Origin of the sequence: Streptomyces sp. NPDC050997 (assembly GCF_040660135.1) — a bacterium.
Taxonomy (GTDB): domain Bacteria; phylum Actinomycetota; class Actinomycetes; order Streptomycetales; family Streptomycetaceae; genus Streptomyces.
Genome location: NZ_JBFAGK010000002.1, coordinates 434144 through 457058 on the forward strand (window position 1 = coordinate 434144; position 22915 = coordinate 457058).

At 72.0% G+C, this 22915-nt stretch carries 19 protein-coding genes; 4 read left to right on the top strand and 15 right to left on the bottom strand.

The annotated features are described in order from the left end of the window. The first annotated feature begins 2 nt into the window (after window positions 1-2). The 3 genes from AB0H86_RS05135 to AB0H86_RS05145 all read left to right on the top strand — a co-directional run bounded on the left by AB0H86_RS05135 (window position 3) and on the right by AB0H86_RS05145 (window position 4283). On the top strand, window positions 3-2561 hold the full coding sequence (locus AB0H86_RS05135) for an FtsX-like permease family protein (RefSeq protein ID WP_362433096.1): 2559 nt from the start codon (window positions 3-5) through the stop codon (window positions 2559-2561). A gap of 148 nt (window positions 2562-2709) precedes the next feature. Further along, window positions 2710-3348 carry an RNA polymerase sigma factor gene (locus AB0H86_RS05140; RefSeq protein WP_362433098.1) on the top strand — a complete coding sequence of 213 codons (639 nt, stop codon included), beginning with the start codon at window positions 2710-2712 and terminating at the stop codon, window positions 3346-3348. Then, on the top strand, window positions 3345-4283 hold the full coding sequence (locus AB0H86_RS05145; protein ID WP_362433100.1) for a hypothetical protein: 939 nt from the start codon (window positions 3345-3347) through the stop codon (window positions 4281-4283). The genes AB0H86_RS05140 and AB0H86_RS05145 overlap by 4 nt, the downstream gene beginning before the upstream one ends. Window positions 4284-4317: 34 nt before the next feature. Here AB0H86_RS05145 and fabG read toward each other — a convergent pair whose 3' ends face one another. The 12 genes from fabG to AB0H86_RS05205 all read right to left on the bottom strand — a co-directional run bounded on the left by fabG (window position 4318) and on the right by AB0H86_RS05205 (window position 15904). Then, window positions 4318-5037 carry a 3-oxoacyl-ACP reductase FabG gene (gene fabG / locus AB0H86_RS05150; protein ID WP_362433103.1) on the bottom strand — a complete coding sequence of 240 codons (720 nt, stop codon included), beginning with the start codon at window positions 5035-5037 and terminating at the stop codon, window positions 4318-4320. Further along, window positions 5034-6641, bottom strand: coding sequence for an MFS transporter (locus tag AB0H86_RS05155; protein WP_362433106.1), 1608 nt, complete (start codon window positions 6639-6641; stop codon window positions 5034-5036). Before AB0H86_RS05155 ends, fabG begins: the two co-directional genes overlap by 4 nt. 247 nt (window positions 6642-6888) lie before the next feature. After that, entirely contained in the window at window positions 6889-7287 is a 399-nt protein-coding gene (locus AB0H86_RS05160) for an NAD(P)H-binding protein (RefSeq protein ID WP_362433109.1), read from the bottom strand. Between the two features lie 3 nt (window positions 7288-7290). Further along, window positions 7291-7839: a hypothetical protein gene (locus tag AB0H86_RS05165; RefSeq protein WP_362433112.1), complete on the bottom strand. Its 549-nt coding sequence runs from the start codon at window positions 7837-7839 to the stop codon at window positions 7291-7293. Then, the gene (locus tag AB0H86_RS05170; protein ID WP_362433115.1) at window positions 7836-9563 is read right to left on the bottom strand and encodes a long-chain fatty acid--CoA ligase; all 1728 of its coding nucleotides are present in this window, start codon (window positions 9561-9563) and stop codon (window positions 7836-7838) included. Before AB0H86_RS05170 ends, AB0H86_RS05165 begins: the two co-directional genes overlap by 4 nt. After that, window positions 9550-10416, bottom strand: coding sequence for a hypothetical protein (locus tag AB0H86_RS05175; protein WP_362433118.1), 867 nt, complete (start codon window positions 10414-10416; stop codon window positions 9550-9552). Before AB0H86_RS05175 ends, AB0H86_RS05170 begins: the two co-directional genes overlap by 14 nt. Next, window positions 10413-11708, bottom strand: a complete 1296-nt coding sequence (locus AB0H86_RS05180) for a beta-ketoacyl-[acyl-carrier-protein] synthase family protein (protein WP_362433120.1) — start codon at window positions 11706-11708, stop codon at window positions 10413-10415. Before AB0H86_RS05180 ends, AB0H86_RS05175 begins: the two co-directional genes overlap by 4 nt. Further along, window positions 11705-12064 (bottom strand): acyl carrier protein, encoded by a 360-nt coding sequence (locus AB0H86_RS05185; RefSeq protein ID WP_362433122.1) that lies wholly within the window; start codon window positions 12062-12064, stop codon window positions 11705-11707. The genes AB0H86_RS05180 and AB0H86_RS05185 overlap by 4 nt, the downstream gene beginning before the upstream one ends. Then, window positions 12061-12336, bottom strand: a complete 276-nt coding sequence (locus AB0H86_RS05190; protein ID WP_362433125.1) for a phosphopantetheine-binding protein — start codon at window positions 12334-12336, stop codon at window positions 12061-12063. The genes AB0H86_RS05185 and AB0H86_RS05190 overlap by 4 nt, the downstream gene beginning before the upstream one ends. Before the next feature lie 66 nt (window positions 12337-12402). Further along, window positions 12403-13857 carry a fatty acid--CoA ligase family protein gene (locus AB0H86_RS05195; RefSeq protein WP_362433127.1) on the bottom strand — a complete coding sequence of 485 codons (1455 nt, stop codon included), beginning with the start codon at window positions 13855-13857 and terminating at the stop codon, window positions 12403-12405. Continuing rightward, a complete protein-coding gene (locus AB0H86_RS05200; RefSeq protein WP_362433129.1) occupies window positions 13857-15071 on the bottom strand; it encodes a 3-dehydroquinate synthase II family protein in 1215 nt (404 codons plus the stop codon). Before AB0H86_RS05200 ends, AB0H86_RS05195 begins: the two co-directional genes overlap by 1 nt. Then, complete coding sequence (locus tag AB0H86_RS05205) at window positions 15068-15904, bottom strand: 2-amino-3,7-dideoxy-D-threo-hept-6-ulosonate synthase (RefSeq protein ID WP_362433132.1); 837 nt, start codon at window positions 15902-15904, stop codon at window positions 15068-15070. The genes AB0H86_RS05200 and AB0H86_RS05205 overlap by 4 nt, the downstream gene beginning before the upstream one ends. 489 nt (window positions 15905-16393) lie before the next feature. Here AB0H86_RS05205 and AB0H86_RS05210 point away from each other — a divergent pair, with 489 nt between their 5' ends. Continuing rightward, on the top strand, window positions 16394-17782 hold the full coding sequence (locus tag AB0H86_RS05210; protein WP_362433134.1) for an MFS transporter: 1389 nt from the start codon (window positions 16394-16396) through the stop codon (window positions 17780-17782). Between the two features lie 69 nt (window positions 17783-17851). Here the strand turns inward: AB0H86_RS05210 and AB0H86_RS05215 are convergent, their stop codons facing one another. The 3 genes from AB0H86_RS05215 to AB0H86_RS05225 form a co-directional block, all read right to left on the bottom strand. Continuing rightward, window positions 17852-20314: a SpoIIE family protein phosphatase gene (locus AB0H86_RS05215; RefSeq protein WP_362433137.1), complete on the bottom strand. Its 2463-nt coding sequence runs from the start codon at window positions 20312-20314 to the stop codon at window positions 17852-17854. Window positions 20315-20790: 476 nt separating this feature from the next. After that, window positions 20791-21936, bottom strand: a complete 1146-nt coding sequence (locus tag AB0H86_RS05220) for a sugar ABC transporter permease (protein WP_362433694.1) — start codon at window positions 21934-21936, stop codon at window positions 20791-20793. A 182-nt stretch (window positions 21937-22118) separates the two neighbouring features. Further along, window positions 22119-22895 (bottom strand): ATP-binding cassette domain-containing protein, encoded by a 777-nt coding sequence (locus AB0H86_RS05225; RefSeq protein WP_362433139.1) that lies wholly within the window; start codon window positions 22893-22895, stop codon window positions 22119-22121. Window positions 22896-22915: the final 20 nt, after the last annotated feature.

Genomic DNA, 22915 nt, shown 5'->3' on the forward strand with positions numbered 1-22915 from the left:
CCGTGTTCCGTCTCGCGATACGTATGGCCGGGCACCGGATCACCGCGCTGATCGCCGTTGCCTGCGCGGTCCTCGGCGGCGCCGCCCTGATCACCGGCACCGGAGTGCTGGCCGAGTCCGGTCTGCGCTCCCACCTGCCGGCCGGCCGCCTGGCCGGCGCGGATGTCGTGGTCGCGGCCGACCAGGTGTTCCACTCGAGCGGCGACCTGCCGATCGCGCTCCCGGAGCGCCGTAGGGTCCCGGCCCGCCTCGTCACCGAACTGTCCGGGCTGCCGGGGGTCGAGGCCACGGTCGGCGACATCGGCTTCCCCGCCGCCCTCGTCGACGCCCGCGGCCGGGTCGTACCGACCGAGGACCCCGCGTCCGCCGGACACGGCTGGTCCTCGACCGGCCTGCTGAACGCCCCGAAGGTCGACGGCGGCGAGCCCACCGGTTCCGGCGAGGTCGCCGTGGACAGCGTCACCGCCGCCGCGGCGGGGGTCCGGGTCGGCGACAGGGTCAAGGTCGTCGCGGGCGCCCGCCCCGCCGCCGGCTACCGCGTCTCGGCGGTGGTCGACGCCCCGGGCGCCGGGATCCTCTTCGCCGACACGACGGCCGTACGACTGTCAGGTCGCGCGAGCGGCGACGCCGGGGCGCGTGCCACAACCGTCGACCTGATCGGCCTGCGCACCGCACCGGGCGCCGAGGAACGGGTCGCCGCGGAGGTACGCGCACGGCTTACGAAGCTGAAGGGCACCGGGCTGGTGACGGTCACCGGCGCGGGCCGCGGGGACCTGGTCGCACCCGGCTCGGGCGCGTCCCGCTCGCTGCTGATCCTCCTCGCCTCCTCCCTCTCCGGGATCGTCCTGCTGATCACCGGGTTCGTGATGGCGAGCGCGCTGGCCGTGTCGGTCGGCGGGCAGCGCCGCGACCTGGCGCTGATGCGGGCCGTCGGGGCGACTCCGCGGCAGATCCGTCGACTTGCCGCCGCCCAGGCCACGGTCATCGCGGCCGTGGCGCTGGTGCCCGGTGTGGCGCTGGGCTATCCGCTGGCCGGGCAGTTCCGTGACCTGCTGGCGGACCGGGGTGTCGTACCGTCCGAACTGCCGCTCACCTACAGCCCGTTGCCCGCCCTCGCGACGATCCTCCTGACGGCCCTGGCCGTGCAGCTGTCGGCGCGAGGCGCGGCCTGGCGCACCTCCCGCAGGCCGGCCACCGAGGCGGTCGCGGAATCCCGCAGCGAACCCCGCGACCCGTCGAAGGCCCGTACCCGTGCCGGACTGCTGGTCATCCTCGCGGCGCTCACCATGTCGGTCCTGCCGCTCTTCTCACGTACGGTCATCGGCGCCACCGGCACCTCCATGGCGGGCATCGTCGGCGCGATCGGCCTGGCCCTGGCCGGCCCGGCCCTGGTCCGGACAGTCGGAGCCGCCGCGTCCCGTCGTACCCGCTCCCGCGCGTCCGCGCCGACCTGGCTGGCGATGTCCAACGTCCGCGCCTACGCCCTGCGCAACGCCGGGATCGTCAGCGCTTTGGCCATGGCGGTCATGTTCGTTCTGACCTACACCTTCGCCCAGACCACCGTGCTGGCCGCCACCGCGAACGACACCCGCGCCGGCACCCTCGCTCAGCAGCGCCTCAGCGCGCCGGGACTGGGCGCGCTGCCCGACGGCACCCTGGCCGCCGTACGGAAGACCCCCGGCGTACGGGCGGCGGTGCCCGTCGGTGACACCACCGTCGTGTGGACGTACGAGGAGTTCGGCGAGCCGGCGACCGAGGCCGGCTCCGCGATGATCCTCACTCCGGACGCGGCGGACGTCCTCGACCTCGACGTACGGGACGGCAGCCTCAGCGGTCTCACCGGCGCCACCGTCGCCGTCAGCAGCGAGGTCGCCCGCGCGCGCGGAGCGGAACCGGGCAGCAGGATGAACCTGGTCCTGGGCGACGGCGCACGGGTCGACGCCAAGGTTGTCGCCGTGTACGCCCGTGGTCTCGGCTTCGGCACGGTCGCCCTCTCCCACGACCTGGCGGCCGGACACACCTCGACCGGGCTCGACCAGTCCCTCCTCGTCCGCACCGACGGCACGGACACCGCCCGTCAGCACCTCACGGCCCTGGCCGCGTCCCGCCCCGGCCTGACCGTCGAGGACACGAATCCCACGTCCGTCGGCGGCCTGAAGGACGCCCCGCCCGAGGTGTGGATCAACCTGGCCGTCATCGTGGTCCTGCTCGTCTATCTCCTGCTCAGCATCGCCAACAAGCTCGTCGCCGCCACCGCCCAGCGTGGCGTCGAGATGGGCGCCCTCCGCCTCAACGGCACCACACCACGCCAGATCCGCGCGATGATGCGCCGCGAGGCCGCGGTCACTGCCGCCACCGCCCTCGTCACGGCCCTGCTCCTGTCCGGCCTCCCCCTCGCCCTCCTGGGCCAGGTCTTCCTCGGCCGCCCCTGGCCAGCCGGCCCGGCCTGGCTCCTCCCCGCCCTCGCTCTCACGGTCACCCTCACGGCCTTCCTCACCATCGAACTCCCCACCCGCCAGGCCCTCCGCACCCCACCCGCCGACGCGATCCGCGCCCAGTGAGCGAGCCATGTGAAACGGGCCGAGCCCTCCCGGAGCGAGCCGGACACCACATGGAGGCGGGACGTACGGCCGGGAGCGCGAACGCTAGTCGCGTCAGATGACAAGTACAGGGTGAGACCGTCGTCCGGCGGTCGGAGACGGAGATTCGGTGAAACCGGATAAACCGGATAAACCGGGCAATCGGCGACGTGGCCGGCACGGCTACCGCGACAGTGACGATCACGGCGACAGCGACGCCCAGTTGACGCGGTCGGCGTCCGGCGACGCGGCGGCGTTCACCCGGCTCGTGGAGACGCACTCGTCCGCCCTGCACGGCTACTTCGCCCGGCGCATGCCCGGCGCGGCGGACGATCTGCTGTCCGAGGCCTGGTTGCAGGCGTTCGCCGCGCGGCGCACGTTCGACCCCTCACGCGGCTCGGCCCGTGGCTGGCTGTTCGGGGTGGCCCACAACGTGCTCGCCCAGTATCTGCGGCGGGCGGGACGGACAGAGGTCGTAGCGGGACCGGACGTCACCGACCCCTGGCAGGCGGTGGACCAGCGGCTGGACGCGGCGGCGTTGGCCCCCGCACTGCGCCGGGCGCTGGCCGAACTGCCCGTCGAGGAGCGGGAGGTGCTGCTCCTGATCAGCTGGGAGCAGCTCACCCCGGCCGAGGCCGCCGCCGTCGTGGGCATCCCGGCGGGTACCGCACGTTCGCGGTTGCACCGGGCCCGCGGCCGGCTGCGTGACCGGCTCGCGGCGCCCCGCCCGGCCGGACGAAACCTGTCCGCGACAGGAGACCTGGCATGAGTACGAACAACGACGTGGAGGAGAACGGGATGAACGAGCGAGGGGCGCTGCTGGACTTCCCCGGCGCCGATGAACTGATGGCCGCGGGACGGGTCGAGCCGCCGTCGGAGCGGGCCCTGGCCAGGGTGCTGGCGGAGGTGGAGGCGGCGGTGGCCGCGGAGGGGACCACGGGCCGGGCCGGTCCGGACACGGGCGCTGTCGTGGCGACGCCGATCCGGCGGCTGTCGGGGCGCCGCCGGGCCCTGATCGGCCTGTTGACCACAGCCGCGGTGGCGACCGGCGTGGTGACGTACGCGAACACCGGCACAGCCCCCGCGGGCCCGGGCACCCGGAGCGAGGCGAGCGCGGACACCGCGTCCGTCTTCCTGAACGACATCTCCACGGTGGCCGCCACCCAGTCGGTCTCCTCGGGGAAGTACTGGAAGACACGGACGAACGTCGGCGACGCGTACCTCTCGGCATCCATGGACTTCTACGTCGTCAAGGACGGCAAGGCCTACAAGAAGGGGCAGCGGCCCGACTGGCAGTTCGGGCCGAAGGACCTCGACTGGAAGAGCCTGGACCAGCTGACCACGGATCCGGCGAAGCTGCTCCAACTGCTGCAGACTCCGCCGCGGCCCAAGAGCATCTCCCCCTTCGACCAGGCGGCCACCCTGCTCGGTGATTCCCCCGCGAGCCCGAAACTGCGGGCGGGTTTGTTCAGGGCGATGGCGGGACTGAAGGGCGTCAAACTGCTCGGCACCGTCAAGGACAGCACCGGGCGCCGTGGGACGGCCGTGGAGTTCGCGGAGGCCAAGAGCGTCGGCCGGGTGATCGTCGACCCGAAGACGAGCGCGATCCTGGAGTACACCTTCACGTGGACCGCCGGCCCCAGCAAGGGAAAGGCCACCCACCAGACGTACCTGTCGGCGGGCTTCACGGACAAGATCGGCTGACCCGCACGCCACGTCCCGTGTGCCCGGTACGGCCTCAGTGCCCCAGCCCGGCGCCTCCGTCGACCGGGATCACGGCACCGCGCACATAGCCGGCGTCGGCCAGGAACGCGACCGCGTCGGCGACCTCCTCGGGGCGGGCCAGACGTCCGGCAGGGGTCTGCCGCAGCAGATCCTGGCGCTGCTGGGCGGTGAGCGCACGGCTCATGTCCGACTCGGTCAGACCGGGCGCCACCACGTTGCAGGTGATGTCCCGGGGGCCGAGTTCGCGGGTCAGTGACCGTGCGAAACCGACCAGTCCGGCCTTCGCCGCCGCGTAGTTGGTCTGCCCGGGGGAGCCGTGCAGGGCCGCCGTGGAGGAGATCAGGACGATACGGCCGTGGCCTTCTCCGAGCATCCCGCGCATCGCTCGTTTGGCGACCCGGAAGGCCCCCGTGAGGTTGGTGTCGAGGACGGAGGTGAAGTCCGCCTCGCTCATCCGCACCAGCAGGCGGTCGTTGGCGGCGCCCGCGTTCGCCACCAGGACGGTGACCGGACCGTGCGCCGCCTCGGCCTCCTTGAAGGCCCGGTCCACCTGTTGACTGTCCGTCACATCGCAGCGTACGGCGAGGAATCCCGCGGACACGGGCGGCTCCTCACCTCGGTAGGTCACCGCGACCCGGTCACCGGCCGCCGCGAAGTGGCGGGCTATGGCCAGCCCGATGCCCCTGTTTCCCCCGGTGACGAGGACCGAACGGGCCGTTGCCTGCGCCGTCATGCTGTCCCTCTCCTGTCGTGTGGACTCCTGGGTTCTGCGGCCGGGGCGTTCGGGGGACGCGGCGCCCGGGTGCGCAGGCCCGCGACGGACACCACGCATCCGACGAGCGCCAGCGCGGCGATGGAGAGGGTGGCGGCGTACATCGCGTCGAGGAAGGCGCGGTCGGCCGTGGTCGCCAGGTCGGGCAGGCGCAGTGCACCGGCCAGTGAACGGGCCGCCTCGGCGGAGGTCCGGGCCTGCTCCGCGGCGGCCGGCGACAACCCCTGGGCGGGGCCGGGCAGTTCGGCATCCGCCATCCGCTCCCGGTACACCCCGGAGAGGATCGAACCGGCCATCGCCACCCCGAGCGTTCCGCCGACCTGCCGGGTGACGCTGTTGACGGCCGAGCCGGCGCCCGCCAGTCGCGGCGGCACCCCGCTCATCATCGCGGCCGTGACCGGCGTACCGACCAGGCCCATCCCGAAGCCCTGGATCCACAGCAGCGCGACGATGACCCAGACCGGGGTCCGCCCGTCGAGCCAGGCGTAGGCGACGTAGGTGGCCGCCGTGGCCAGGACGCCGACCGCGACCGTCCACCGTGCCGTCAGCAGCCTGCTCAGCGCCGGGGACACCTGACTGCCGAGGACGATGCCGACCGCGGCGGAGATCATCACGGTTCCGGCGTCGGCGGGGGAGAGCCCACGCGGCCCCTGGAGATAGAAGGCCGCGTAGAACAGGTGCCCGGCCAGCGCCATGAACGCGATCAGCAGCACCACACTCCCGGCCGTGAACCCGGGCTGCCGGAAAAGCCGCAGATCCAGACTGGGCGCCGGGGACCTGCGCTGACCGGCCACGAAGGCGGTGAGCAGGGCGCCGCCGAGGACGAGGGGCAGCAGGACGTGCGGCCCGTACCAGTCCTGTCCGTTGCCGAGTTCGATGATCCCGTAGACCACGCCGCCGAGGCCGAGCACCGACAGAGCCAGGCCCGGAAGGTCGAGCGGCCTGCGCCGGGGACTCCTCAGCCCGGGTACGACGGTCGCCACTCCGGCCAGGCACAGGGCGACGATCGGCACGTTGACCAGGAACACCGAACCCCACCAGAAGCTGCCGAGCAGTGCCCCGCCCACGACCGGGCCGACGGCCACGCCCAGACCGCTGGACGAGCTCCAGATCGCGATCGCCCGGGTGCGTTTGTCCTCCGGGGTGCTCTGCACGATGACCGACAGGGTCGCCGGCATCAGCAGCGCACTGCCCGCGCCCATGAAGGCGCGCGCCACGATGAGCCAGGCCGGGTTCACCGCGAACGCCCCGGCGGCGGAGGCGGCGCCGAACAGCGCCAGGCCGGCGAGGAGCGTGGTCCGGGGACCGAACCGGTCGGCCAGCGCGCCGCCCGCGAAGAGGGCGCCGGCGAAGACCAGGGTGTAGGCGCTCGCCACCCACTCCAACTCGGCGGGGGTCGCGCCCAGCCCCTCGGCCGGGTCGGCCAGGGTGGTGACGGCGACGTTGAGGATCGACGTGTCCAGCCAGATCAGCATCTGCGCGCAGACCACGACCAGGAGAACAGCCCACGACCGGGACGGGGCGGGGGCCTTCTCTCCCTCTTCCGCCCGGCTTGCCGTGCTCATCGGGGGCCTCCGTCGGGTGTGGTGTCCGTGTCGGCGGTGGTGGTTATCGGGCGTGTGTCCGTGTCGCCGGTTGTGGTCACCGGGCGTGTGTCCGTGTCGCACGTGGAGGTCGCCGGGCATGTGACCGTGTCGCCGGTGGCGGGCATCTGGGATGCGACCGTGTCGCGGGTGGAGGTCGCCCGGGACGCGACCGTGTGCGTTGACAGCGCGCCCGGCCGAACGGCCCCGTCGGTGTCACCGGGCCCCGTCATTCCTGGCCCAGCCCGTCGCGCCAGCTCGGCCGCAGCGGCTTCCAGCCCAGCGCCGTACGGGCCCGGTCGCCCGCCGCGCCGCGCGCCGCCGCGACCAGGTGGGCGGTGCCCTCGGTGCGCAGCCGCGCGGTCCGCGCGAAGGCTCCCGGCGGGTCGTCGCGCAGCCGCCGCAGCGCCGACATCTGATGGACGACCACCTCGGGCCGGGCGGCCGACACCGCCGCCAGCAGGCTCTCCCGGTCGAGGGCGTCGGCGACCACGACGGCGTCCGCCTCGGGGGCCCGGGCCTGGGACTCCTCCCGTACCAGCGCGCTCACCTGGTGACCCCGCGCCCGCAGCGCACCCACCAGCGGATGTCCGACAACTCCGGTGGCCCCGGCGACAAGTACCCGCACGGATCAGTCCTCCGTACCGTGGGTAAGAGGGGCGGGCGACCGCAGCCGCATCAGCAGGCGGCACGCCGTGTCGCCGTCGCGCAGACAGCTCTCGGCCCGGTTCTCCGTCAGGGTCACGCCGAGTCCCTCGGACCAACCGGCGTGGATGGCGGTGCACGGGCACTGATAGCCCTCCAGCGAACCGGCCATCCGCACCATGGTGATGGCGAAGTTCCGCCGCAGTGTGAGCACGATCAGGTCGTCGTCCGCCACCTCGGTGGAGGCGTTGCGCAGTTCCGGCGGGAACATCCGGTCACCGCACTCGTCGTAGCGGCGGCGCAGTTCCTCCAGGTCCTTGCGGCCGTCCCCGCTGTCGGGGAGCGGGCCGGACCGGCGGGCGACGCGCTGCCCGACGTGCAGGGCGACCTTGCGCAGCGCCTCGGCGTTGATCTCGTTCGCGACCTGCTGCCCGAACCGAGCGGCCACCCCTTGGTACCAGTGGGCGTCGTGCTGCCACCACAGCCGGTACGCCTCCACGGTCTGGGCGCGGTGGTTGATCTCGTCGGCGCTCACACCTGCCCCCTGGCGGCGAACCGGTCGCGCATCACTCGTTTCAGGACCTTGCCGGTGGCCCCCTTGGCCACGTCGTCGGGCTTCATCCGCAGGGCGCGGGCGACCGGGGGAAACCCGGCGGCTGTGAGGACGGCGTTGACCCGCTCGGTCCACGCACCGTCGTCGGTCCACGCACCGTCGTCGGTCGACGTGCCGCCGTCGGTCGACGCACCGTCGTCGGTCCACGCACCGTCATCGCTCCGCTCGTCCGCGAGTTGGAGCAGTGCGTACGCCTCGGCCTCGCCGTCGCCGTCCCAGTCGGCCCGTACGTCCTCGGGGGCCGCCCCGACGACCGTGCAGTCGGCCAGCTCGGGCAGCTCCCGCAGCAGCAGTTCCTCGGTCCGGGTGCTGAAGACGATGCCGGCGCGGGTGCGGATGGCGTCCGGTGCCCGGTCGAGGTGGTAGAAGTTGCCGTCCTCGTCCTGGTGGGCGAGGTCCCCGGTGAGCCAGTAGCCGCCCAGCCGCGTCCGGTTCCAGGTCAGCGAGTCGTTCCAGTAACCGGGCGTGAGGGTGGGCGACTTGAGGCCGAGGCGGCCGATCCGCCCGGGCGGCAGCGGGGTGCCGTCCTCCGCGAGCACGGCGGCCTCGGCGAAGCTGATCGGCTTGCCGACGCAGCGTGAGTAGGCGGAGGTGTCCTTGGTGTGCCGGTTGTGGAAGACCGAATAGCCGGCCTCCGACGAGCCGAGCCCGTCCACGAAGACCGAGCCGTCGACCCGTGTGCGGCGCAGGTCCTTTCCGATCGTCTGATGGCTGCCGTGCTCCACCAGGGCCCGGATGTGCGCCTCGTGTGCCGCGTCCCCGGTGTTGAACCACACCTGCACACTGGACAGATCACGCGTCGTCAGGTCCTCGGCGGCCATCTCGCCGAAGGTCCCGGCGAAGGCCAGCACGGTGGTGGGCCTGAACTCCTCGATGGCGTCCAGTACGTCGGTGCCGCGCTGGCTGGAGAGCAGTTTGATGTCGGTGCGCAGCAGGAGGCAGTACAGCAGCGTGGCCACCATCGCGTTGTGCGCGCCGGGCAGTGCGACCAGGGTGCGTTCCATGTCGGTGCCGGTGGAGTAGCGCAGCCGGTGCGTCTGCGCGTACATCAGGGTGCGGTGGGTGTGCGGAACTCCCTTGGGCATCCCGGTGGTTCCGGACGAGTGCGAGATGAGCACCGGGTCGGTGGGGTCGTGCCGGTACGGGTGGGAGGGCGGGAGCGACGCGCGGTGCTCGGGGTGGATGTCGGCGGCGGTCGCGCGGAAGCCGAGCTCCGGGGCCGCCGACAGGACGGTGTGATGCTCCCGGTCCGTGAAGGCACCTACGGCGCCCTGCCGGCGTACGTACTCCCGGGCGATGTCGGGCGGCAGGTTGCCGTTGACGAACGAGGGGATCGCGCCGAGGGACGTCAGCGCGAGGAAGTTCACCGCGAACTCGGTGCTGGAGAAGGAGTGGAGGGCGACGGGGTCGCGGGGGCGCACACCCTGGGCGGCGTACCAGCCCGCGTAGGTCCCGACGACCTCGTGCAGCTGCCCGAGGGTCAGCGCCTCGGGGCAACTTCCGTCGGGCGCGCGCCAGTTGCCGTCCGTCCGCAGCACGACTTCGTCGAGTGGACGGCCGTATGCCGTCAGGCGCTCCAGGACGTTGCCGGCGCCCAGTTCGGGGTCGGAGCAGATCCGCGCCCGCTCCTGCCTACTGATGAGCATGGGTCTCCGTCTCGTTTCCCGCTTCGGTGGACGTGGCTTCGGTGGACGTGGCTTCGGTTGACGCGGTTTCGGTGGCGGCGGTGAGGATGAATGCGGGCGCGTCCGGTGCCGTCACCAGGAGGTGGCTGCCGCCGTCCCGCCGCAGCCGCCGGTGGGCGGCGGCCAGCTCGAACAGTCCCTGGATTCCTCCGAGTTGTCGTGCCTCGCCGGTGTCGTACGTCGTCTCGGCCGACCGGACCGACACCGGTGCCCCCGCGCCGGGACGGCCGAGCAGCACCGCCGCCGCGAGACCGGCGGACGCGGGGAGTGCCGGGAGTGCCGGGAGCGGACGCCCGCTGTGCGCGGCCAGTTCGTGGTGTACGGCGGCCACGCGATCGCCGCCGCCCAGTTCCACGCCCACCACCAGGACCCGGTCCAGGTCCGGGTCCTCCAGCAGGAGATCCGCCATGGCCAGCAGTTCGGTCACCGGGTCGTCGAGGGTGGAGAGACTGAACATCTGCCCGGTGATTGAGAACTCGCGACTCGTGTGCCCCAGTACGGAGTTGGCGGTGGCTTGCATGAACAGCAGCGGGTTGTGGACCCGGCCGGACACCACCCGCCGGCTGGCCAGGTCCGCGGTGGTGGTGTCACCCATCAGGCTCGCCAGCGCGACGGCGGTACGGGAGCCGTCCCCGGGCCGCTCGGTCAGGCACCGCCCGCTGACCTCGTAGGCCAGCGGACTGAAGGCCGACTCCACGAAGCCGGGCAGTTTCGGCAGCGCGATGTCGTCGTCCCGCCCGGTGTCGTGGGTGGCGGTGGCGGTGGCGAGGATGCCGAGGGGGGAGCGCGGGACCGTCTTGTCGGTCGTGGTCATGGCCGCTCCAGGACGAGTGCGGTGTTGGCGCCCCCGAAGGCCGCGTTGACGGTGAGAGCCCGCCGCGGATCGGCAGGACGGGGCCGGTTCGGTACGTAGTCGAGGTCGCACTCCGGGTCGGGCCGGCCGAATCCGGCGGTCGGCGGCAGTACGCCGTCCAGCAGAGCCAGCATCGTGATCACGAACTCGACGACGCCCGCCGCCTCCAGGAGGTGGCCGGTGGTGCTCTTGGTGGAGCTGACCGGGATCGACTCGGCACGCTCCGGGAACGCGGCCCGCAGGCCACGGGTCTCGGCCCCGTCGTTGTACTTCGTGCCTGTGCCGTGGGCGTTGACGTAGCCGAGTGTCACCCCGTCCGGGTCGCCGGCGAGCCGCAGGGCCTGCCGTGTCGCGCGGGCCAGCCCGACACCTTCCGGGTGCGGCTGGGCGATGTGGTGGGCGTCCGTCGCCGCGCCCCAGCCCACCACGGTCGCCAGCGGCCGGGCACCGCGGCGCCGCGCGTGCTCGGTGGACTCCAGCACGACGGCCGCCACCCCGTCGCCCAGCAGGAGACCACTGCGGTCGGCGCTGAACGGGCGCACCATGCCGTCGCGGGACAGCGCCCGGCCGGAGTCGAACTTCCCGAAGGTCTCCTCCTCCACCAGGTATCCGCCCGCACAGACGGCGGTGTCGATCCGCCCGGAGGAGATCAGCCGGCAGGCGTGAATGATCGCGGCGGCGGAGGCGACGCAGGCATTGGTGAAGGTGAGCCGGGGCCCGGTCAGCCCCAGGCCGTCGGCCAGCAGTTCGGTGAGCTGAGCGGGCACCGCGTCGGCGACCCGCTCCGCGGCGTGGCCCGCGTCCGGCCGGGGCCCGGGCACGTGCAGCGGTACGTTCGCGGTGCCCGAGCGGGATCGGTCGAACTCGCCGCGGTGGAGCGCCCCTTCAGGGATGCGGGGCTGTGACAAGTGCGGCTCCGCCGCGTGGGCGCGAGAGGCCCAGTACCGCGTGACGCTGCGATGATCACCGGCGACCCCCAGCAGCACCGCCGCCTCCGCACCCGCCCCGAGCCCGGCCATGCCCAACGCATCCGCTCCGCACCGGCCGAGAGCGTGCCGCAGCGCCCAGTCCTCGACCGCGTCGGGTCCGTCGGGGGCGGCGGCCGCCACGGGCGTACGGTACGGGCCGGTGTCGAACCGGGTGGTGGGCTCGAACGCGGGGACTCCCGCGAAGACTCCGCGCCGGAGGGCCTCGGCGCCCGTGCCGAACGCGGTGCGTACGCCGAATCCGGTCACCGTCACCTCACCGCTCATCCCGGCCGCCCCTCTCCGGTCGCTCCGGTCGCTCCGGCCTGTCGCGCCGGTCCCGCCCCCTCCGCACGGTCCGGCGGGTTCGTCTGGGCCGTGCGCAGATATCGGGTGAGCCGCCGGAGCGAGGTCAGCCCGGCGATGTCCTCGTCGGTGGGCTCCACGATCAGGCCGTAGCGCTCCTCCACCACGTGCAGCAGCCACACCAACCCCAGGGAGTCCAGCACCAGTTCGGCGTCCTCGCCGAGGTCGTCGGGCAGCCCTGGGAAGATCTTGCGGTCCGACAGCAGCTCCCGGACGGTGTCGGTGGTGACGGGGCGCAGCGCGGGGTCCGCGTCGCTCGCCGTGGTTCTCGCGCTCATGCCTTCGCACCGCGTCGGACGACCTCGGCGACGAGCCCGCCGAGAGTCAGGGTGGCCAGGGGCTCGATGTCGGTGTCCGGGATCTCCACGCCGAACCGCGACTCCAGCCGCAGCGTGAGCTCGATCAGGCTCAGTGAGTCCACATCCAGCCCGCCGACGGTCACCGGACTGTCGTCCGTGATGCCGTCGCGGCTCATCAGGATGTTCATCTCGTCGATGACCGCGGTCAGGACGAACTCGCGGATCTCGTCTTCCAAGAGTGACGTGCTCATGATCAAGATCTCCGTGTGAGAGGTGGCGAAAATGTTCGGGAAGGATTGCGGACAGCCTCGGCCGGGCTACGTGTCACCCGTCACGGCCGCATGGAGCGTGGCTGCCTGGAGCGTGGCCGCCTGGCGCACCAGCTTCCCGTTGGAGGTACGCGGCAGGGACTCCAGCAGCCGTACGACCCGGGGCACCTTGTAGTCGGCCAGCCGCTCCCTGCACCAGCGCAGCAGCTCCTGATCCGACGGGCGTTCGACGCCGGCGGCCAGGGCGACGTACGCCTCGGTCACGTCCTCGTGCACCAGCACCGCCTGCTCGACCGCAGGGTGCTCACGCAGGACGTTCTCCACCTCGGTGAGGTCCACCTTGAGGCCGCCGATCACGACGAGGGAGTCCGCGCGTCCGTGCACCAGGACCAGCCCGGTGTCCGCCACCGTGGCCCGGTCCCGGGTGTGCAGCCAGCCGTCCGCGTACTGGGCGCCTCCCGAGTCGAAGAGATATGGCGACTCGTCGAGGGCGACGTCCAGTTCGCCCCGCCGCTCGCGGACCACCACACCCGGCGCGGCCCGGCCGACCGACGGCCGCAGCGCGCCGCCGACGTCGATCGCGACGATGCCGGTCTCCGTGGTCCCGTACGCCTCGCCGACCGCGACGCCGTACCGCTCGGCGAACTGTGCCGCGGCCCGCGGGGGCATGATCTCGCCGCCCGACACCGCGACCCGCAGCTCGGGCAGCGCGGCGGATTCGGTGGCCGCGGCGAGCAGTTCGTAGTGCGTCGGCACCCCGAACAGGGCGGTGATCCGGTGCTCCACCGCGGTGCGCAGGATGTCGCGGGCCAGGGCCCGGGGCGCGAAGACCACGCGGGCACCGGCGGCGAGGGAGTGCAGCAGCCCGCCGATCAGACCGAAGCTGTGCGCCGTCGAGCTGAGCAGCAGCAGCCGGTCGCCCTCGCCCGGCATACCGGGGATCCGGGCGAACCGGTCCACCTCGGCGGCGAGCGACCGGGCGGTCCTGCCGATCACCTTCGGCCGCCCGGTGGAGCCCGAGCTGAACTGGACCAGCCGGTGCCCGGTGGTGGCCTGCCGGCCGGCTCTGCGGCACTCGGTGACGACCTCGTACTCGGACCGGAAACCGAACGCCGCCCGGACGTTGGAACCGGCGCCGACCATGAACTGCGGCCGGCAGGACGCGCAGAGCGCCGCCACCTCGGGCGGTTTGAGCCGGAAGTCGAAGAGCAGCACCTGGGCGCCGAGCCGCCACAGCGCGAGCAGTACCTCGAGCTGGGTGAAACTGGGCGGTGTCCGCAGGCCCACGGTGCTGCCGGGGCCGATACCGTACCCGGCGAAGACCGCGGCCTGCTTGCTCACCCGTTCCCGTAACTCCGCCCGCGTGACAGTCTCCTGCTGGTGCGTCAGATACGGCAGACCGTCGTCGCGCGCGTCGAACAGCGCCTTGACCAGGGAGCTCATCCCGTCGCCCGCCCGGCCACCGGACAGATCGTCCCGCAGGCCGTCCAACAGGCCGCCCATCAGACCTCCTTGCAGAACTCGCCGATGGGCAGCCCGACATGGCGCTTGTCCGCGGCCAGGTAGCCGAGCAACTCGTCACCGGTCCGCAGTTCGGTGACGTTGAGGACCTTCCCGCCCGGGCCGAGCACCCGTACGTGCCAGTCGTCCTGCACGGTCAGACTGACCAGCCGCCCGTCCTCGGCGTGGGTACGGATCTCCAGCAGCGGCCGGGACTCCAGCTTGGCGCGGCCGACCACGACCCGCCGGGTGCGGCCGTCGGCGCCGACCGCCAGCAGGGCGCTGCCGGAGCCCACCTCGCTCAGGTAGTTGGTGCGGTTGTCCGGCCCGAGGGTGTACGAGTGCAGGGCGCCGGCGTTGACCCGGAACGGCCTGGTCGGCATGTACGGCAGCGGATGCGTCTCGCTGCAGCACAGCACGAACCCGGAGGAGTACGAGCCGACGAGGATGCCCTCGTCCTCCTCGAAGTGCGAGCAGGTGTCCACGCAGACCCGGTCGCCGAGCCCGACGTGCCGGATGCTCTCCACGGTCAGCGTGGACAGCTCCAACTGGGGCGTGGTGGCCTCCAGCAGCCGTGCCAGCGCGAACACCTCGTCGGCACTGCGGGGAGTGAACAGGATGCCGTCCGAGCCGCGTTCAAGGACGTCGAAGACGATCGCCGCCTCTTCCAGTCCGTCGACGACGGTCACCAGCTTGCCGTCGGCGGACTCGGCCGCGGCGAGCACGATCTCCAGCGGGATCTTGGTCGGGTCGGCGAACCGGATGACGGTGTACGGCAGCACCAGGGCGCCCGCGCACGACAGTTGCAGGGTGCGGTCGTCCCGTACGTCGATGGTGCCCGCGACGGGGGCGCGGTCGGCGGCGCGGTGGCCGGCGGCGAGGGCGTCCAGCTCTTCCTGGGTCCCGAACTTCCGGAGGAGGACGTCGAATCCGGTGACGAGCGGGAAACTGCCTTTCCCAGTAGGGGAGTTGGCCTCCTTGGCACCGTCGCCACCCTTCACCCCCCTGTCACCGGACTTCTCGCCGGGCTTCTTCGCGGCGGCCGGGACCGGACCGCCCTCGGAGACGAGCACCCGGGTGACGGTAGGGGGGAGGGTCCCGAGCAGTTCGGCGTCGGCGGCCACCACTCCGGCCATCCGGGCGTGAACGGCCGCGTCCACCACTGCCTGGAGCTGCGGACGGGGGACTTCACGGAGATCGATCCATGCGAACCTCATGCGACTCCTGCCACTCCTGCCACGATCGTCGAATATTCGGATTGAGTCATGTCCATGTCATGCGGAATGCTGTCGCCGCCGCCGTGCACGACCGCGGAGAGCCGGGACACCAGCGAGGCGGGCGAGGGGGCCGAGAAGATCCGGCGGCCGATGGCCAGGCCCCGGCAGCCGGTGGCCATCACGGCGGTGCCGTACTCGACGAGGTCGGAGCCGTCCGGGGGACCGCCGGCCGCCAGGACGGGAATGGGGCTGCCCGCCACCACCTCGGCCATCCGTTCGAGCGGCAGGGCGACGGAGGTCTTCACCATGTCCGCGCCCAGGTCCGCGGCGACGTTGGCCAGGTGCGCGAGAAGGGCGGGGTCGCGCGGGTCCTCGATCCGGGGGCCGCGGGGGTAGACCATCGCGATCAACGGCATGCCCCACGCGTCGCAGGAACGGGCCACCGCCCCCAGATCGGCCAGCTGCTGCGCCTCGGTGTCCGAGCCGATGTTCACATGGACGCTCACCGCGTCCGCGCCGAGCCGCAGGGCCTCCTCGACGTCGGCGACCAGCACCTTGGCGTTGACGTCGGCGGAGCGGGCGGTACTGGCGCTCAGGTGCACCACCAGCGCGCAGCTTCTGAGGATGTCCGGCGCGAAGGCACGGGCACGTCCCTTGTGGACGATGATCCCGTCGGCGCCGCCGGCCACCAGTGCTCGCAGCAGGTCGTCCCACTTGTCGGCGGGGACGATCGGGCCGTCCGAAACGCTGTGGTCGAGTGGCACGAGCAGATGTCGGTCGTCACCCGCCAGCGAAAGTCTTCTCAAGCGTAATAGCTTGCCGGTTTTCAGCATGGGTAATGAGCCTTCCCAGCCCGGGGGCCGCATTTAAGAAAGCCGAACCGCGACATCCTGTTGCGATTCTCCGTGTCCGAAAATCGATGGTTGTAGAACTTTCAATCTCAGCCGCCATGAGCATTCCCGCGTGACTGCCGGTTGGCAAGGCGTGACCCCACGTGAATTTTTATGCGGAGTCAGACATCTATATTGACAGTGATTCGACAGGTATGACGGGGTTGACTGCGCCCATGGGTACTGTTCGTGGGTTGATGTGCGAGTTGATTATTTTTCCGCCCGGTTCTTCCGCCTGGTTCTTCCGCCGGTTCTCGCGGTCTCGTTCGGTAATTCGGACGGAGCGAATTCTCGTCGGACGTCCTTGTCGAAATTGAATTTCCGGGCCTAGGGTGACAGGCGTTCCGGTTCGTCTTGCACGTGAGTCCTTCCCCCTCCCCGCCTGGACCCGGACCATTCCCTCGCTCCGGGCATACCGGAAAGTGACCCCCCATGCCCGAATTACCGTCCGACACCGTTCCCGAGACCGTCGGCCCCAGACCGGCCGCGCCCCCACCGCGGACAACGGAGACCGCCACGAAGGCCACCGCGAAGACCGAGGCCCCTCGGGTCGCCGTCGCGAGCCTGGTCGGCACCACGATCGAGTACTACGACTTCGCCGTGTACGGCACCGCCTCCGCGCTCGTCCTCGGCCCCGCCTTCTTCCCCTCCGGCAACGCCACCGTCTCTTCCCTGGCCGCGTTCCTCACGTTCGCCGCGGCCTTCCTGTCCCGTCCCCTCGGTGTCGTCCTGTTCGGGACGATCGGTGACCGGCTGGGCCGCAGACAGGCCCTGGTCGGCTCGCTCCTGCTGATGGGCGTGGCCACGATCGGCGTCGGACTGCTGCCCACGTACGAGACCGCCGGACTCCTCGCTCCCGTACTGCTGGTGACGCTCCGTCTGCTGCAGGGCGTCAGCATGGGCGGTGAGTGGGGCGGGGCGGTGCTGCTCGCCGCGGAGCACGCGCCGCCCGGACGCCGCGCGCTGTACGCGTCCATCCCGCAGGCCGGCCCCTCGCTCGGCTTCCTGCTGTCCACCGCGGTCATCCTGCCCACCCTGAACATCGTGGGCCGGGACGGCTTCGTCGAATGGGCCTGGCGGATCCCGTTCCTGCTCAGCACCGTGCTCGTGGTGATCGGCCTGTGGGTGCGGGTGAGGGTCTCCGAGTCACCGGTGTTCAGCTCCGCGGCCCGCCGTACGGCACAGGCGCCGATGTCGGCAGCGGAGTCCCGCTTCCCGCTGGGCGCGCTGCTCAAGCGGTATCCCGGCCGAGTGCTGCTCGGCACCGGCGCGGCGATCGGCGGCTCGGCCGTCTACTACCTGACGATCGTCTACAGCATCTCGTACGGGCCGAAGGAACTCGGCATCCCCCAGAACACGATGCTGACCGCCGCAGGCGTCGGCGCGGCGGCCGGAATCGCCATCACCCTCCCGGTCGCCAGGCTGTCCGACCGGATCGGCCGACGCCCGGTGATGCTGGCCGGAGCCGTCGGCTGCGTGCTGTGGGCGGTGCCCATGTACGCCTCCCTGAGTTCGCGCGACGCCTGGGTGATCACCGGCGCCTACACGGTCGGACTCATGCTGCTCGCGCTGATGTTCTCCCCGGTGGCGGCCTTCCTCCCCGAGCTGTTCCCCGCCCGGCTGCGCTACACCGGTGCCTCCGCGGCCTTCATCCTCGCCAACACGCTCGGCGGCGGCTTCGCCCCGCTCGTCGCCACCTGGCTGAACAGCCGGTGGGAGTCCCCGCTCGTCCTGGGCTTCTACACCGGCGGCCTCTGCCTGCTGAGCCTGCTGTGCCTGCTGGCCCTTCCGGAGACCCGCGGCCACGAGTTCGACACCTGACGCCCTCGACACCTGACGCCCTCGTCACCTGGCACGCTCGTCACCTGGCACGCTCGTACCGGCTGACCGTCAGGACGGGGCGGGGAGTGTCCCGGTGGGCAGTTCCTGTTCCGCCCAGATGGTCTTTCCAGTGGGAGTCTGGCGGGTGCCCCAGCGCTCGGCGATCCGGGCGACGAGCATCAGCCCGCGCCCGCCCTCGTCGAAGACGCGGGCCCGCCGCAGGTGCGGGGCGGTGCCGCTGCCGTCGGAGACCTCGCAGATGAGCGTCGCGTCGCGGATGAGCCGCAGCACGACGGGGTCGTCGCCGTACCGGACGGCGTTGGTGACCAACTCGCTGACGATCAGTTCGGTGGCGAACGCCGCCTCCGTCAGCCCCCAGGCGGCCAGTTGTTCACCCGCCTCCTTGCGGGCCCCGGCCACGGCCGCCGGGTCCCGCGGCAGCTGCCAGGTGCGTACCTTTCCGGCGTCGAACGCGGCGGTGCGAGCCAGCATCAGCACGATGTCGTCGCCGGGACGGTCGCTCAGCACCGTACGCAGCACCTGGTCGCAGGTGTCCTCCAGCGGTGCGGCCGGGCCGCTCAACGCCTGGCGCAGCAGGGCGAGACCGGCGTCGACGTCACGGTCGGCCGCCTCGAGAAGGCCGTCGGTGTAGAAGGCGAGCAGGCTGTCCTCGTCCAACTCCACCTCGACGGCCTCGAACGGCAGGCCGCCGAGGCCGAGCGGTGGCCCGGCCGGCAGATCCAGGAACCGTACGCCGCCGTCGGGGGTCACCACGGCGGGCGGCGGATGTCCGGCGCGGGCGATGGTGCAGTGCCGGGAGACGGGGTCGTACACGGCGTACACGCAGGTGGCCCCGACCTCCCCCGACGCGTCCCGCGAGCGCCCGCGGGCCTGGGGCCCCTCCTCCCGGTCGAGCCTGATGACGAGGTCGTCCAGCTGGGTGAGCAGTTCGTCGGGGGCCAGGTCGACGTCGGCGAGAGTCCGTACGGCGGTCCGCAGGCGGCCTATCGTGGCCGACGCGTGGATGCCGTGGCCCACCACGTCGCCCACGACCAGGGCGACCCGGGCGCCGGACAGCGGGATCACGTCGAACCAGTCCCCGCCCACGTCCGCGCCGGAACCGGCCGGCAGATGGCGGTGGGCCACCTCCACCGCCGCCAGATCCCGCGGCCGGTCGGGCAGGAGGCTGCGCTGGAGCGCCAGCGCCGTCCGGCGTTCATGGGTGTAGCGGCGGGCGTTGTCCACACTCACCGCCGCTCGGGCGACGATCTCCTCCGCGAGCAGCAGGTCGTCGTCGCTGAAGGACTCCGTTGTCCGGTGCCGCAGGAAGTGCGCCAGGCCCAGGGTCACCCCGCGGGCGCGCAGCGGCACCAGCATCACCGAGTGGATCATGTACTCGGTCACGGTCCTGGCGCGGGCCTCGGAGGACCTGATCCACTCCTGCATCCCCGGCTCTCCCGGTGTGTGCCGGGTGCCCCGGCCGACTATCAGCGACTGCATCGGCGGTGTCCCCACCGGGTAGACGGTCGTCTCACCCGAGGCGACCACCGACTCGGGAACGCCCTCGAGCACCGACCGCTGTGCCGTGCGGCGTACGGTGACGGGCTCGCCCGGCGGTACCGGTGCCGGTTCGTCACCCAGGGCCACGGACTCCAGCAGATCCACCGTGACGAAGTCCGCGAACCCGGTCACGGCCACCTCGGCCAGCTCCTCGGCCGTCCTGATCACGTCCAGGGTGCTGCCGATGCGCACACCGGCGTCGTTGAGGACCACGAGGCGCCTGCGGGCCCAGTACTGCTCCGTGGTGTCGAAGGCGGCGGCGGACACCCCCTGGACCGTGCCGGTCTCGTCCTTCAACGGTGAGACGAACATCGACCAGGCGTGCTCCCGGGTCTCACCGGGAGCCTTGCCGTGGTCCTCGTGGAACAGCGTCTCCCCGGTGCGCAGGGCCTCTCGCTGGAGGCGCTCGTACTCGTCGAAGGGCGGGGTGGGCTGGATCTCCCACAGGGTCCGGCCCCGCATCTCCGTCATGGTCATGTCCATCGTCATTCCCATCACCTGCGCCATGACCGCGTTGGCGGCCACCAGCCGGGCCTCGCGGTCGTAGACCGCCACCGGCACGGGGAGCTGCGCGAGCGTGAGGTCCCACAGGGCCTCCGTCCCCGGCCCGGCCAGCCCGGCCCCGCTGATCGGTGCGACTCCCGTCACGAGCCAGGGCCGACCGCCGCCCGCGTCCGCCAACGGCGTTCCCTGCAGCCGCACCACGATCCGGTCTCCGCCCCGGTCCCGCAGCGCCACCTCACTGACCGCCCGGTGGCCGTCGGCCACGTTCCGCCGCGTGGACTCGGGCAGGCGGGCGGCGAGCAGGCCGGCGGCCGGCCGGCCCACGATCTCGGCGGGTTCGTATCCCAGCAGCCGCTCGGCTCCGGCGCTCCACACCATGATCGTCCCACCGGCGTCGACGACGACCGCGAAGTCCTCCGGTACGCGTCCCGACGCAGTGCCTCCGGATGTGACGCCCCTACGGTCCATGGACCTCTTCGCCTCGCTCTCGCCCGACCCGTGCGGGTCGCGGTGGCCGGAGCCCTCTCCTCTCGACCAGTCTGGCAGCGGGACGACGACTGTGCGGGCCCACGCCCGCGCCCCCGCACGAGGGACGGGGGAACGGGGCGTACGAGCGAGCCCTGCCGCGCTCATCCGGCACGCCGCCGTCGCCACCGCCCCGGCCGGGTGGCCGACCGGGCCTCCCTCAGGCCGACCTCGCTCTCAGGTCAGGCCTTCCTCGGGCCCGACCTCGTTCTCAGGTCCGGCCTCGCTCTCAGGTCAGGCCTTCCTCGGGCCCGACCTCGTTCTCAGGTCCGGCCTCGCTCTCAGGTCAGGCCTTCCTCAGGTCCGGCCTCGTTCTCAGGTCCGGCCTTCCTCAGGCCCGACCTCGCTCTCAGGCCCGACCTCGCTCTCAGGCCCGACCTCGCTCTCAGGTCCGGCCTCGCTCTCAGGCCCGGCCTCCCTCAGGCCCGACCGCGTGACTCCGCCGCGCGTCGCGCCAACGAGTCGAAGACCACCGCGGTGAGCAGCACTCCACCGGTGATCATGAACTGGACCGCGGGTTCGACTCCCAGCAGCGCCATGCCCGAGGCGATCGACTGGATGATGAGCACCCCCAGCAGCGCCGACCAGGTCGAGCCCCGTCCGCCGAACAGGCTGGTGCCGCCGATGACGGCGGCGGCGATGGCGTTGATCAGCAGCATGCCGGAGCCCGGGACCGTGGTCGCCGAGGAGAGCCGCGACGCGACGAACAGGCCGCCGACCGCGGCCAGGGTCCCCGACACCAGGAACACCGAGATCCGCACGCGCGACACACGGACGCCGGACCGCCGGGCCGCCTCCACGCCGCCGCCGAGTGCGAGGACCTGACGGCCGTAGGGCGTGCGGCGCAGAAAGAGGTCGGAGGCGACGATGGCGCCGAGGAAGATCAGGAGCGCGAGCGGCAGGCCCTCGAACCGGCCCAGCACGTAGACGGCGGTGAACGCGACCACCGCGAGGAGAGCCGTACGCGCCCAGATCTCGCCCACCGGCCGGTACGGCATCCCGGCGGCGCCGCGCCGCCTGCGGTCGTCGTAGGAGACGACGAGGTACGCGGCGGTGCCGAGGGCCGCCAGGCCGTAGGTGAAGACGACGGCGCTGAAGTAGCGGCTGGTCAGCATGGAGACCAGTCCGTCCTCGCTGAAGGCGATGGAGCTCTCCGGCCCCAGCAGGTAGAGCATCAGGCCGTTCCAGGCCAGCAGGCCCGCGAGGGTCACGACGAACGCGGGTACGCCGATCTTGGTGAAGACGAACCCCTGGAATCCCCCGGCCGCCGCACCGCCGATCACCGCGATGATCACGGCGAGCCATTCCGCCATTCCGAGGTTCACGTTCAGCGCCGCGAACATGGCGCCCGACAGGCCGGCGAGCGAGCCCACCGACAGGTCGATCTCGCCGATCAGCAGCACGAAGACGACACCGACGGCGACCATGCCGGTGCCGACGATGTCCACGCTGAGGACGGACAGGTTGCGCGGCGAGAGGAAGTTGTCGTTGAGGCTCTGGAAGACGATCCAGGTCACGGCGAGAGCGAGCAGAGCCGGGACCGGGCCCAGTTCACCCTCGTGCAGTCTGCGGCGTACGGTGCCCGCGGACGTTTTGAGACGTCCGGTGTACCACCGGCCCGCGTCGCGGTGCCGGTGGGCGGCGGGTGTGGTGTCCGCGGCGGGCGGGGCGTCGGAGGGAGCGGTACCGGAGACGGGCGCGGCGTCGGAGGAGCGCACATGGCTCCCCCTCCGCCTCCCTTTCCATCTCACGGCCACACCTCCTCCGGGCTCGGCGGGCGGCGCGGGACGGCATTGTCCACCGCGCCGGTGATGGAGGAGATGATCTGTTCCTGGGAGGTGGTGTTCACGTCGAAGACGCCGTTGTTGCGGCCGAGGCGCAGGACGGCCACCCGGTCGGCGACGGCCTTGATGTCGCCCATGTTGTGGCTGATGAGGAGCACCCCGGCGCCCCGGTCGCGCAGTTCCTCGATGAGGTCGAGCAGTTGGTTGGTCTGCTCGAGGCCCAGGGAGGCGGTGGGCTCGTCGAGCAGGAGCAGCCTCGGCGCGCTGAGGAACGAGCGGGTGATCGCGACGACCTGCCGCTGGCCGCCGGACAGGGTGGCGAGCGGCGCCCGCACGTCGGGGATGCGGATGGACAGGGTTTGCAGCAGCTCACGGGTCCGGCGCTCCATCGCCACCTCGTCGAGGATGCCGAACCGGTGGATCTCCCGGCCGAGGTAGAGATTGCCGACGACATCGAGGTTGCCGCACATCGCGAGGTCCTGGTAGACGGTCGCGATCCCGAGGAGCTGGGCGTCCTGGGGACGCTTGATCTGGACGGCCCTGCCCTCCCACTCGATGACGCCCTTGTCGGCGGGACCGACCCCCGAGATCACCTTGACCAGGGTGGACTTGCCGGCGGCGTTGTCGCCCACCAGGGCGACCACCTCCCCGGCCCTGATTTCCAGCTCGATGTCCACCAGCGCCTGGACGGCGGCGAAGCGCTTGGAGACGCCACGCAACGCCAGCAGGGGCTGAACCACGGGGCCACCTCCTTCCGCCT